At 38.0% G+C, this 13548-nt stretch carries 10 protein-coding genes; 7 read left to right on the forward strand and 3 right to left on the reverse strand.

Features of this window, described 5'->3' with window-relative positions; genetic code table 11:
• Positions 1 to 609: ribonuclease (locus tag FJR38_RS14710; RefSeq protein ID WP_254449475.1), on the reverse strand; the 609-nt coding region annotated here is incomplete at its 3' end.
• Positions 610 to 829: 220 nt separating this feature from the next.
• Between FJR38_RS14710 and FJR38_RS14715 the strand changes: the two genes are divergently transcribed.
• Entirely contained in the window at positions 830 to 1057 is a 228-nt protein-coding gene (locus FJR38_RS14715; RefSeq protein ID WP_168495322.1) for a photosystem II protein, Psb35-related, read from the forward strand.
• Positions 1058 to 1142: 85 nt separating this feature from the next.
• On the opposite strand, the gene FJR38_RS14720 is transcribed toward FJR38_RS14715, so the two are convergent.
• Together FJR38_RS14720 and FJR38_RS14725 are read right to left on the reverse strand one after the other, a co-directional pair.
• Entirely contained in the window at positions 1143 to 2735 is a 1593-nt protein-coding gene (locus FJR38_RS14720) for a glycoside hydrolase family 57 protein (protein WP_168537876.1), read from the reverse strand.
• A gap of 445 nt (positions 2736 to 3180) precedes the next feature.
• Positions 3181 to 3576, reverse strand: a complete 396-nt coding sequence (locus tag FJR38_RS14725) for a pentapeptide repeat-containing protein (protein ID WP_168537878.1) — start codon at positions 3574 to 3576, stop codon at positions 3181 to 3183.
• A gap of 391 nt (positions 3577 to 3967) precedes the next feature.
• On the opposite strand from FJR38_RS14725, the gene pflA reads away from it, so the two are divergent.
• The 6 genes from pflA to FJR38_RS14755 all read left to right on the forward strand — a co-directional run.
• Positions 3968 to 4756: a pyruvate formate-lyase-activating protein gene (gene pflA, locus FJR38_RS14730; RefSeq protein WP_168537880.1), complete on the forward strand. Its 789-nt coding sequence runs from the start codon at positions 3968 to 3970 to the stop codon at positions 4754 to 4756.
• Between the two features lie 56 nt (positions 4757 to 4812).
• Positions 4813 to 7404: a bifunctional acetaldehyde-CoA/alcohol dehydrogenase gene (gene adhE, locus FJR38_RS14735; protein WP_168537882.1), complete on the forward strand. Its 2592-nt coding sequence runs from the start codon at positions 4813 to 4815 to the stop codon at positions 7402 to 7404.
• Between the two features lie 113 nt (positions 7405 to 7517).
• Entirely contained in the window at positions 7518 to 9746 is a 2229-nt protein-coding gene (gene pflB, locus FJR38_RS14740; RefSeq protein ID WP_371418229.1) for a formate C-acetyltransferase, read from the forward strand.
• Positions 9747 to 9775: 29 nt separating this feature from the next.
• The gene (locus tag FJR38_RS14745; protein ID WP_168495338.1) at positions 9776 to 10219 is read left to right on the forward strand and encodes a hydrogenase maturation protease; all 444 of its coding nucleotides are present in this window, start codon (positions 9776 to 9778) and stop codon (positions 10217 to 10219) included.
• Between the two features lie 28 nt (positions 10220 to 10247).
• Positions 10248 to 13019 (forward strand): bifunctional acetate--CoA ligase family protein/GNAT family N-acetyltransferase, encoded by a 2772-nt coding sequence (locus FJR38_RS14750; protein ID WP_168495340.1) that lies wholly within the window; start codon positions 10248 to 10250, stop codon positions 13017 to 13019.
• 211 nt (positions 13020 to 13230) lie between these two features.
• On the forward strand, positions 13231 to 13548 hold a 318-nt coding region (locus FJR38_RS14755), incomplete at its 3' end, for a DUF4277 domain-containing protein (protein WP_254449488.1).

Here is a 13548-nt window from a genome sequence, read left to right on the forward strand (position 1 = left end):
AAATCTCTTCGCTACAAATACCAGCTTTTCCATCTTTAGAATAGCAAAAAACACTTCTTGCAAAAATCTACCAGAATCTGAACAATAAGGTGCTATTCCATTAACAGTTAATTCACTATTAGCACTTATAAATGTACTTTTCAAACCTTGAATTGTTGTCCGAAAAGGTTTAGCCGGGCGATTATAAGCCGTGGGAATAGCTACAGAAGTTTTTAACTTTTTACTTAATACTAAATATCCTTGAGGAGTTGTTCCCGCACAAGTTCCATGTTTTTGCCATTGATGATTATAAAGCTTATCATTGGGATATAAACCTGGAAATTGTTGCTTGATTGTTGGGCTTAATTTCTCTGTTGAACAATTAGCAGGATAGCCTTTTTGATATTGTGGCCATAAACCATGTAAAACAAAACCCAGTTTTTTCCCGGAATTACACTGTTGTTGGTCACGTTGACCATTTTTTACACAATAGTCAGGAGACCAAGAAAGGGCGAGGACGTAAAGATCAAATTTCCCAGGAGTCCCCCGATTTTGAGCAATCGCACTATTAGATATAGTTAGGCTAGTTATCAAAAAGGAAGATATAGCTAAAATTGTCTTGATCTGCATATTCCAAATTATTCGCTTCTGGTTTAAGAATGACAAAAATATACCCACACAATTTTCTCACTATTCCTTGTACAGGTGCGTTTTGTTACGAAAATATTACAGTGAGGAATACCTCACCTATTTTAGGGGCATACACACCAGAAAAATATTTGCAACTTCTGTTAACAATCTGTTATATTTATTTACATAAGGTTACAAAAGTAAAAAACGAGGTTCTCGAATGGCTATTTTAATTTCTCTATTAGTTGTTGGTTGGGTAGCTGTTTCCGTTATCGGTTCTCTAGCTTATTTCATGGGTGAACAAAGCAAGCCCATTCACGAACGCAACTGGGCTTCTGATAAATTTGCAACTTTGGCTAAATCTATCACTGGCTTAGATATAGATTACACTCAACGCACACCCGCCTATGCTATTGATGCTTATAACAGCCGCAACTTACCCAGATAGGATCTAGCGACAATTTGACAAAATGTGTATAAAAATAACCCCCAGTCACAATCCTGGGGGTTTTGCTTTGTTCCCTATTCCCTAATTAAAATGCTGGACGATAAACGCGATAGTTAATATTGGGGAAAATATTATCCATTGACTCGACTTTTTCCAACCAACCACTATCAACTTTAGCGATTTTGACATCTTCATACAGTTTATTAAAACGCATTAAATGCGATCGCGTTCTTCTCACCGCATAGGGAACCATTGTTCCTGTCCGCATAATAAACGCCCAGTCAGAAGATTGTGCTAACAGCAATTCTCGCGCAGCTTGGTTAAGTGCTTTTTCCTGTAACTCATCTTCCGCTTCGATTTGGGAAATCTCAATCATCCGTTCCGCAGCTTTGTGTAAATGTGGATAAACCCAAGCATTAGTATCATTCAACCAATATTCATGGAAACCCTTAAAGCCCCAACTCGACTGAGAAGGACGACAAACTTGTTGAGTAGGATTAGCTCGTAAATAATCGGCTAAATGGGTCATTTCATAAGTTTTTTGGTCATACCAGGACTTACGGAACAGGTAATCAATAAACCAAGGACCCTCATACCACCAATGACCAAATAACTCCGCGTCATAAGGAGAAACAATAATTGGTGGACGACCCATAATATCGTGTAAATGCCCAACTTGCTGCTCACGATTATACATGAAGTTAGCAGCGTGTTCTGCTGTCTTTTCCTTTGCCCAATAAGGATCATATAGGGCTTTATCCGAAAGACCTAAGCCCCTACCAGTGATTTTATGATACTTAATACCTGTATTTTTCCTCTGGCCATTTGGCATAATATAGGGCTTAATATATTCATATTCAGCTTCCCAACCCAAATCTTTATAAAATTCCCGATATTCTGCTGCACCAGGATAACCTACCTCAGAAGACCATACTTGCTGAGAAGATTCATGATCTCGACCAAAAGCTGCTACACCGGGTTCTGTGAAAATAGGGGCATAGCTACCGTAGCGAGGACGAGGACGGGCGTATAAAATGCCATGTCCATCAGTGAGGAAATAACGTAAACCAGCATCAGCCAGCATTCGCTCCACACCTTCATAATAGGCACATTCTGGCAACCAAATGCCTCTAGGAGGTTGTCCAAAAGTTTCCTCATAATGTTCACAAGCTACCTGAATTTGCGCCCAAACAGCTTGGGGATACATTTTCATTAATGGTAAGTAACCGTGAGTAGCACCACAGGTAATAATTTCTAAGTTATTACTATCTTGAAACTCTTTAAATGCTGTAACTAAATCACCGTTATAACGTTCCCATAATTCCCGCGCTTCATTAAACTCAGTTGCATAATGTTCCGCTAAATAACGAACATGACCATTATGGATATTGCGCTCGGCTTCTAATTCTATAAGCTCTTCTAGCTGTGACAAATGGGCATCATATCGTTCTTGCAAGAGAGGGTCACGGAGCATGGACACCAAGGGCGGAGTCATACTCATTGTGAGTTTAAAGTCGATGCCGTCTCGCTTTAAGCCTTCAAATACTTTTAATAAAGGAATGTAAGTTTCAGTAATTGCTTCATACAGCCATTCTTCTTCTAGCACATAGTCACTTCCTGGGTGACGAACGAAGGGCAGGTGTGCGTGAAGTACAAGCGCGACGTAGCCTATAGCCATAATAGTTCTTGGGTGATTTGTAAATTGAAAGTCGAGAATTAGGCAGAAATTAAGAATATTTTAAGATGATATCGGGATTATGAAAGAAGTTTTATTAGAACAGACAATCTAGCAGCAGATAGTTGTCATAACTGGGTGCAAAGTACCTGGCTTTACTTTTTTCGCTCGTTTTCACTACAATATCTTTTTTTCGCTTATTCCCACTACCATAATATATTTTTTTTGACAAGTATTTAAATCACTAAATCTAATCAAATTATTTGAGGCGAAAAGGTTTTTTATTAATTTAATTAATACATAAAGTTGATATAAACGAACAGTGACAACTAAATGTTATTTTTTGTAAAGATTATTAATAAAAATTAAGTTGTTTAAACTTTTTGAGGAAGCTGTTTATAAAAATACTAGTATAAATAATCAGCGGCTAATCAAGCCGCATCAGTATCTATACAGATTCATCACTCATCTTTACACCTGCTTGAACTATGTCAAAATTTGTGGGAAAATGGGTATTGCGATCGCAATCAGCTTTTTCTAAATGTGTCCCCTGTAAATTAGCATTACGCAAATTCGCGGAAAATAACATAGAACCCCGCAAGTCTGCATTTTCTAAATTAGCCTCACTTAAATCAGCGAAACTCAAATCACAGCCACGCAGATTAGTCCCGCTGAGGTTAGCTGTACTCAAATCCGCATAGCTAAAATCAGCGCCTTTCAAGTCCAAATTTTGTAAATTAGCCTCTGCTAATTCTGCTTTTTCAAAGTCTCGTTTTCCCACTGCATATTCTTCTACGATTCTACCAGCACTATTAATCGGCTGTTGAAAATTCACTTCAGGCATAGAACAGCCTCACAATTTATTTAAATTTTTCTAGAGTTTTATGGGACTACCCAACCTGATCATATAACCAATCAGTCAGAAAATAAATTTCCTGTTCACATAAGTTTGTTTTTAGGGTTTTTGTGTTTCCTCACAAGTTCCTCAAATTTTTAGCGTATTTTCAAAGTAAAGAATAAATCACAGAGAGTTATGCTATGTTTCCCAACCTCAATTCAGATAACTATTACACAACGGCGGACATTAACTAATCATTAAGAATTCCTTAAAGGTTTGTGTAATCAGCTTTTTGAATTTTATATCCCTAAAGAGAGCAACGCAATATTTTGAATTTTCCCGTGCGGTTATGTATACTCAGATGTGTTTGTCCTGAACCCAAATTTGAGGATTTGTTATGACTACTCCAATTTATGAAAGTCCAAACAGGTTCGTTCAAACCGTTTCCCAACCTTCTCAGATATCAGGTCATATTCACTCTGTAGAAACCTGTGGTACAGTTGATGGTCCAGGTATACGATTTGTCATTTTTACTCAAGGCTGTTTACTCAGATGTTTCTATTGTCACAATCCTGATACTCGTGATACCGCAGGGGGAATAAAAACAACCCCAGAAGAACTGATTACTGAAATAGAGAAATATCGGTCTTATATGCAATTTTCTGGTGGAGGCGTTACTATTAGCGGTGGTGAACCTTTGCTACAACCAGAATTTGTTAGAGAAATTTTTCGCCGCTGTCAAGAATTGCAAATTCATACCGCCCTTGATACCTCTGGATTTCCTGATTTAACAGCATCTAAACCTGTGCTGGAATTTGTAGATTTAGTATTATTAGATATCAAATCTTTTGATCCTACAACCTACCTACATTTAACCGGAGTTTCTGTAGAACCTACATTGAGATTTGCGGAATATTTACGAGAAATTAATAAACCAACATGGATTCGCTTCGTTTTAGTTCCTAACTTGACTGATGCTCCTGAAAATGTTAATAAATTAGCTGAGTTTGTCTCCAAATTACCAAATGTTGAAAAACTTGAAATTTTGCCTTTTCACAAATTAGGTGAATACAAATGGCATCAACTTGGATATCATTATGAATTGGCAAATACTCAACCTCCTACTGCTGAAGAAATTCAAAAAGTGAAAGACATCTTTATCAGCCATGGAATTCAGGTACAATAAACTCGATTGATTTGGAAAACTTAAAGCTGCAAATACCAAAATTTTACCATAAATATATGAAAATTACAGTCACAAATCTGGAAGAACTCAAAGTTTTAATTCAACAAGTTAAAGCTGCTCAAATTCAATATGCAGAATATACTCAAGAACAAGTAGATCACATCTTCAAACAAGCTGCTAGGGCTGCAAATTCGGCTCGAATTCCGTTAGCAAAAATGGCTGTAGAAGAAACAGGCATGGGTGTGATAGAAGATAAAGTGATTAAAAACCACTTTGCTTCCGAATATATTTACAACAAATATAAAACCGAAAAAACCTGTGGCATCATTGAAGATGATAAACAATTCGGCATTCAAAGAATTGCTGAACCAGTAGGTATATTAGCCGGAATTGTTCCCGTCACCAACCCTACTTCCACCGCTATTTTTAAAGCCTTACTAGCTCTAAAAACCCGGAATGGAATTATTTTTTCACCCCACCCCCGCGCCAAAGAATGCACAATTAAAGCTGCCAAAATTATCCTAGAAGCGGCTATTGAAGCGGGAGCGCCTCCTGGGATTATTGGTTGGATTGATGAACCGACAGTTGAACTTTCTCAACAGTTAATGCAGCATCCAAATATTAACCTCATTCTCGCCACTGGTGGACCAGGAATGGTACGCGCTGCTTATTCTTCTGGTCATGCTTCCTTGGGCGTGGGTTCAGGAAATACCCCGGCTTTAATTGACTCAACTGCTGATATTAAAATGGCAGTCTCTTCAATTTTAATCAGTAAAACTTTCGATAATGGCATGATTTGTGCCAGTGAACAATCAGTTATTGTTTTAGATGATATTTACGAAAGTGTGAAGCAAGAATTTATGACTCGTGGTGCATATTTCTTGAATGAACAGGAAAAACATCAAGTCAGAGATTTGATTTTAGTTAATGGGCGTTTAAATCCAGAAATTGTGGGTCAAACTGTCGCTAAACTAGCGGAAATGGCGGGAGTGGAAAAAGCCAAAGAATCTAAATTGATAATTGCTGAAGTCTCAGAAATTGGCATCACAGAAGCATTATCTTCAGAAAAACTTTCCCCAATTTTAGCAATGTATCGAGCGGAAACTTTCTCAGAAGCAGTTGATACAGCCGAAAAATTAATTGAATTTGGTGGACTTGGACATACTTCTGTACTTTACACTGCACCAGAAAACCGCCCTCACATTATCGAATTTGAAAATAAATTACATACCAGTCGCGTGTTAGTTAATACGCCCTCTTCTCAAGGTGCAATTGGTGATTTATATAACTTCCGACTTGATCCATCTTTAACTTTAGGCTGTGGTAGTTGGGGGAATAATTCTGTTAGTGATAATGTTGGTCCGCGTCACCTAATTAACATTAAAACAGTCACAGAAAGACGGGAAAATATGCTTTGGTTTCGTGTCCCTCCCAAAGTTTATTTTAAATATGGATGCTTACCCGTTGCGCTGGGAGACTTAGCAGGAAAACACCGGGCTTTGATTATTACCGACCAACCATTATTTGAATTAGGACTTGCGGAAAAAGTTACTAATGTTCTCGAAGAAATGGGCATTAAAACCCAAGTTTTTTATGATGTTGAACCTGACCCCACCTTAACAACAATTAATAAAGGACTTGCTCAAATTAATAGTTTCCACCCAGATGTAATTATTGCCATTGGTGGCGGTTCTCCCATGGACGCGGCGAAAGTCATCTGGTTAATGTATGAACATCCAGAAACAGAATTTGATGGTTTAGCGATGCGATTTATGGACATCCGCAAGCGAGTATACGCGTTGCCAGAATTAGGAAATAAAGCCATTTTAGTGGCAATTCCGACCACATCAGGAACAGGCTCAGAAGTAACACCATTTGCAGTTGTGACAGACGATAGGACGGGCATAAAATACCCCTTGGCTGATTATGCCCTCACTCCGAATATGGCAATTATTGACCCCGAATTAGTGCTAAATATGCCCAAGCCACTCACAGCTTATGGTGGTATTGATGCCCTAACTCATGCTCTGGAGGCTTATGTTTCTATCTGTGCTTCCGAATATACTAAAGGGTTAGCTTTAGAAGCAATTCGGCTGTTGTTTAAATACTTACCTTCTGCTTACAAAAACGGAGCAAAAGATCCAAAAGCTAGGGAAAAAGTCCATTATGCAGCGACAATTGCCGGCATGGCTTTTGCTAATGCTTTCCTCGGTATTTGTCACTCCCTAGCGCATAAATTAGGCTCTACCTTCCACGTTCCCCACGGGTTAGCAAATGCCCTAATGATTTCTCATGTTATTCGCTACAATGCCACAGATGCACCCTTCAAACAAGCGATTTTTCCCCAATATGAATATCCCAATGCTAAATGGCGTTATGCCAAAATTGCCGATTATTTAGAATTAGGAGGAAACACAGAAGATGAGAAAGTAGAATTGCTAATTGCTGCTGTGGAAAAACTCAAACAAGATGTAGAAATTCCCCTAACCATTAAGGATTTCATTAAAGATGATGAACAAACCTTCTATGACAAGTTAGAATCAATGGCAGAACAAGCCTTTGATGATCAATGTACAGGAGCAAATCCTCGTTATCCCTTAATTAGTGACTTGCAAGATTTGTACATCAAAGCATATCGGGGCAAATAGGGAATTGGGGATTGGTGATTGGTGATTGGTGATTGGGTAATAATTTTGAATTTTTGGAGGTAATTATGGTTGCTCATTTAGAACGTCAAAGCCCAGAAAAATCTAGCTCTAATTTGTGCGAACAATGGCAAGATTTTACTACTGGTAAATGGAATCAAGAAATTGATGTGCGTGATTTTATTCAATGTAATTACACACCTTATGCTGGAGATGATAGCTTTTTAGCTAATGCTACCGAACGCACTCAAACCCTCTGGAGTTTAGTTGGTGATTTAATGAAATTGGAACGAGAAAAAGGGATTTTAGATACCGATACCCAAGTACCATCAACAATTGTTTCTCATGCTCCTGGTTATATTGATCCCACAATCGAGCAAATTGTCGGTTTACAAACTGATAAACCATTGAAACGAGCGATTATGCCTTTTGGTGGAATTCGAGTCGTAAAAAACTCTCTAGAATCTTATAATTACCAACTTGATCCGCAAACAGAAGAGATATTTACGAAATATCGTAAAACCCACAATGATGGTGTTTTTGATGGTTACACTCGCCAAATGAAATTAGCAAGGCATTCTGGGATTATTACCGGATTACCTGATGCTTATGGAAGAGGAAGAATTATTGGTGATTATCGTCGTGTCGCATTGTATGGAATTGATCGTTTAATTCTCGATAAAAAAGAGCAATTGGAATCTCTAGAATTAGACGATATGCTAGAGCCAACAATTCGACTACATGAGGAAATTGGTGAGCAAATTCGCGCATTACAAGAACTCAAAGTCATGGCTGCTAGTTACGGCTTTGATATTAGTTTGCCGGCTGCCAATGGCAAAGAAGCTGTACAGTGGACTTACTTCGCATATTTAGGTGCTGTTAAAGAACAAAATGGTGCAGCAATGTCTTTAGGAAGAGTTTCTACTTTCCTAGATATTTACTTTGAACGCGATTTTAAAAATGGCACATTGACAGAATCTCAAGTGCAAGAAATCATTGATCATTTTGTGATCAAATTGCGAATGGTGCGGTTTTTAAGAACACCCGAATATAATCAATTGTTCTCTGGTGATCCAACTTGGGTAACAGAATGTATTGGTGGTATAGGAGAAGATGGACGTTCTTTAGTTACTAAAACTAGCTTCCGTTTCCTGCACACTTTATATAATTTAGGTGCTGCACCAGAACCTAATTTAACTGTACTTTGGTCGGAAAATTTGCCTGTTGGCTTTAAACACTTCTGTACTAAAGTCTCCATTGATAGCAGTTCAATTCAATATGAAAATGACGACTTAATGCGTCCTGAATATGGCGATGATTATGGGATTGCTTGTTGTGTTTCTGCCATGCGAATTGGTAAACAAATGCAGTTTTTCGGCGCTCGTGCTAACTTAGCCAAGGCGTTATTATATGCCATTAATGGTGGTAAAGATGAAAAAACAGGACATCTTGTTACTACTGGTTTTGCACCCATTACTTCCGAATATTTAGATTATGAAGAAGTGGTGGAAAAATTCGACAAAATCATGGATTGGTTGGCTAAGTTGTATGTGAATACTCTGAATGTCATTCACTATATGCACGATAAATACTGTTATGAACGGATAGAAATGGCGTTACATGATCGTGATGTTTATCGAACAGTAGCTTGCGGTATGGCGGGTTTATCGGTGGTAGCAGATGCTTTATCAGCAATTAAATACGCGAAAGTTAAAGCAATTCGGGATGAAAATGGTTTAGCAATAGATTATGAAATTGAGGGTGATTATCCTAAGTTTGGTAATAATGATGATCAAGTAGATGACATCGCCGCTAATCTTGTTCACACCTTCATGAACAAACTACGTCAGCAAAAAACCTATCGTGACGCTGTACCAACTCAATCAATTTTAACCATTACTTCCAATGTTGTTTATGGCAAAATGACAGGTAATACACCTGATGGTAGAAAAACGGGTGAACCCTTTGCTCCTGGTGCAAATCCTTTACATGGTAGAGATACAAAAGGGGCGATCGCATCCCTTGAATCTGTTGCTAAACTACCTTATAAAGATGCTCAAGATGGCATTTCTTATACCTTTTCTATTGTCCCCAATGCTTTAGGTAAAACTGCTCAGGACAAAATTAATAACCTCAGTGGAATGTTAGATGGTTATTTCCACAATCAAGGACACCATATTAATGTCAATGTCCTTGATAAAGAGACACTTCTTGATGCAATGGATCATCCTGAAAAATATCCCCAACTGACAATTCGAGTTTCTGGATATGCGGTTAACTTCATCAAATTAACCCATGAACAACAGCTAGATGTGATCAAACGGACTTTCCATAATCACATTTAAATTAGAATAGATGACAAGGGGTAAGCAAAATGAGTGGAACTGCAATGGTGATTGGTTATGGAAATGAATTACGTAGTGATGATGCTATTGGTCAAAGAATAGCAAATGTAATCAATCTCTGGGATTTATCTAATCTAAAATCCCTTGCAGTTCCCCAACTTACCCCAGAATTAGCGGCAAATTTAGCAAATGTCAATTTAGCAATTTTCGTGGATGCTCGGATTAATTCTGAATTAGCAGATGTGCAAGTAGAACCTATATTACCTACTACATCTAGTATGATTATAGGACATAGTGCAGATCCGCGATCGCTCTTAGCCTTGACCAAATCTCTCTATGGTTATTGTCCCCCAGCATGGTTAGTCACAGTACCGGGAGTTAACTTTGAATTAGGAGATTGTCTTTCACCAATAGCCGAAACAGGAATTGGTATCGCTTTAACCAAAATAATTAATATTATTAATCGAGTATAGAGTTAATTGTCAATGATTAGGAGTATGTATGACCGTATCCAGTAAAAATCTTAGTGATAAAGCCTATGATATCTTACAAACAGAGAGAATTAATCCCTTAGATGCTATATTTCAACCTAAAACCGTCGCGGTAATTGGTGCAACAGAAAAACCCGGAAGTGTGGGACGAACTTTACTTTGGAACTTAATTACTAATCCCTTCGGTGGCACAGTTTTTCCAATTAATCCTCAACGTCATAGCGTATTAGGAATTAAAGCTTATCCCACGATTTTTGATGTTCCTGAACCCATTGATTTAGCTGTTATTGCAACACCAGCACATACAGTTCCTAAAATCATTTCTGATTGTGTGGATATCGGTGTCAAAGGAGCAATAATTATTTCCGCAGGTTTTAAAGAAGCCGGAGAAAAAGGTATTGCTTTAGAACAGGAAATACTCCAACAAGCATACCGAGGAAAAATTAGAATTATCGGTCCGAATTGTTTAGGAGTAATGAGTCCCCGCACCGGATTAAATGCTACCTTTGCTAGTAAAATAGCCCGTCCGGGAAACGTCGGTTTCATCAGCCAAAGTGGGGCTTTATGTACATCAATTCTCGACTGGAGTTTACAGGAAAACGTTGGTTTTAGTTCCTTCGTTTCCATCGGTTCAATGTTAGATATAAATTGGGGTGATTTGATTTATTATCTTGGTGATGATCCCCATACCAAAAGTATTGTCATTTATATGGAATCCATTGGGGATGCCCGTTCCTTCCTCTCAGCAGCGCGAGAAGTGGCTTTAACAAAACCGATAATTGTGATTAAAGCCGGTCGTACCGAAGCCGCAGCCAAAGCCGCAGCCTCTCACACAGGTGCATTAGCAGGAAGCGATGCTGTATTAGATGCCGCTTTTCGACGTTGTGGGGTATTACGAGTAAATAGTATTTCTGACTTATTTGATATGTCGGAAGTATTAGCAAAACAACCCCGTCCTAAAGGACCACGTTTGACGATTTTAACTAATGCTGGAGGACCTGGAGTATTAGCCACAGATACATTAATTGAAAGTGGAGGAGAACTAGCAACTATTTCTCCAGAAATCATTACTTCTCTGAATGATATTTTACCCCCACAATGGAGTCACAATAATCCTATTGATATTTTAGGAGATGCTGATCCTCAACGTTATACAAAAGCCTTAGAAATTGCTGCCAAAGATCCCAATAGTGATGGTTTATTAGTGATTTTAACACCCCAATCAATGACAGATCCTACCCAAACAGCAGAACAATTAAAACCCTACGCGCAAATGTCGAATAAACCGATTTTAGCAAGTTGGATGGGTGGTGCAGATGTCGCTGCTGGGGAACAAATTCTGAACCATCAAGGGATTCCTACATACCGTTATCCCGATACAGCAGCGCGGATATTTAGCTATATGTGGCGGTATAGTTATAACTTGCAGGGTATTTACGAAACTCCTGTATTACCTACATTAGAATCTGATACTAATGGTGCTAAAGCTGAATTAGTCGCCAGCATTATTAATGATGCTAGAAAAGCCGGAAGAACTATTCTTACAGAATTTGAATCTAAGGAAATATTAGCAGCTTATGGGATTCCCGTAGTTGCTGGGAGCATTGCTAAAAGTGCAGAGGAAGCAGTGCATTGTGCAGAAACTATTGGTTATCCAGTGGTGTTAAAATTGTATTCTCACACCATTACTCATAAAACAGATGTGGGTGGTGTACAGTTAAATTTGCGGAATGCTGAAGCTGTAAAAAAAGCATATCATTTAATAGAATCTTCCGTGTTAGAAAAAGCCAAACTGGAAGATTTTTTAGGTGTAACCGTGCAAGAAATGGTAAAAACCAGCGGTTATGAACTAATAATTGGTAGTAGTTTAGATCCCCAGTTTGGACCAGTATTATTATTTGGGGCTGGGGGACAGTTGGTGGAAGTTTTTCAAGATAGTTCTATCGCCCTTCCGCCTTTAAATACTACCCTAGCTAGACGAATGATGGAACAAACCAAAATCTATAAAGCATTGAAAGGAGTCCGGGGTAGAGAAAGTATAAATATGGCGGCTTTGGAGGAATTGTTAGTAGTATTTAGTCAATTAGTTGTGGAACAACCAGGGATTAAAGAAATTGACATTAATCCTTTATTAGCTATTCCTCCTAGTCCGGATCATCCTGGTGGTTTAATAGCTTTAGATGGGAGAATAGTATTACATTCTCCTGAAGTGGAAACACATCAATTACCAAAATTAGCTATTCGTCCCTATCCTCATCAATATGTTAGCAATGGAACTCTCAAGAATGGGACACCAATTACTATCCGTCCTATCCGTCCTGAAGACGAACCAGTAATAGTTAAATTTCACAAAACACTCTCAGAAGAAAGTGTTTATTTACGGTACTTTCACCTAATTAAATTAAGTCAACGTATCGCCCATGAACGACTTACCAGAATTTGTTTTATTGACTATGACAGAGAAATGGCATTAGTCGTAGAACATGAAAATCCAGAAACCAAAGAAACGGAAATCATAGCAGTAGGAAGATTGAGTAAATTACATGGTAGTAGTGCGGCGGAATTTGCTATGCTAGTGAGCGATCGCCATCAATGTCAAGGCTTAGGTACACAAATACTCCGCAGATTATTAGAAGTCGGTAAAAAGGAGAAAATCTGTTGCATCTATGCTGACATTTTAGCTGATAACTCAGGTATGCAAAGAGTATGTCAAAAACTCGGCTTTCAGATTTTACATACTAATGATCCAACAGTATTAAAAGCCGAAATTCAACTAACATAGAACCAAACCAGCATCTCCTCAAAAATCAACATTTTAACTGGCGGTAATTCATTAACCCACATTCCGCAGATACTAAAGCAAATTTAGGAATTAAAAATTTTCATAAATAAAAGCCTGAAAAGATTGCCTAGCAAAGATTTCAGGCTTTTATTTGTTAAAATAATCAAATCAAATAGAGATGGGAAAAACCATGAAAGAGTCTCAAGTTGGCATGAAAATCCTAAATATAGACCATTTGGGAATAGTAGCAGGAATAATAGACGAAATGGAATTGGTAGAAGAAGTGAATAAAATAGTGGGAATAAAAATAAAAGAAACCCTAACACCAGGACAAGTAATAAAAGCAATGATTTTAAATGGATTAGGCTTTTTAAGCGCCCCATTATATCTATTTGGAGAATTTTTCGTAGGAAAATCAACAGAACATTTAATAGGAGAAGGAGTATTAGCATCACATTTAAATGATGACAAACTAGGAAGAGAACTAGACAAGTATCACTCAAGTAGGAACAACAAAAATATTTACAGC

Origin of the sequence: Anabaena sp. UHCC 0253, from assembly GCF_009712085.1 — a bacterium.
Classification (GTDB): domain Bacteria; phylum Cyanobacteriota; class Cyanobacteriia; order Cyanobacteriales; family Nostocaceae; genus Dolichospermum.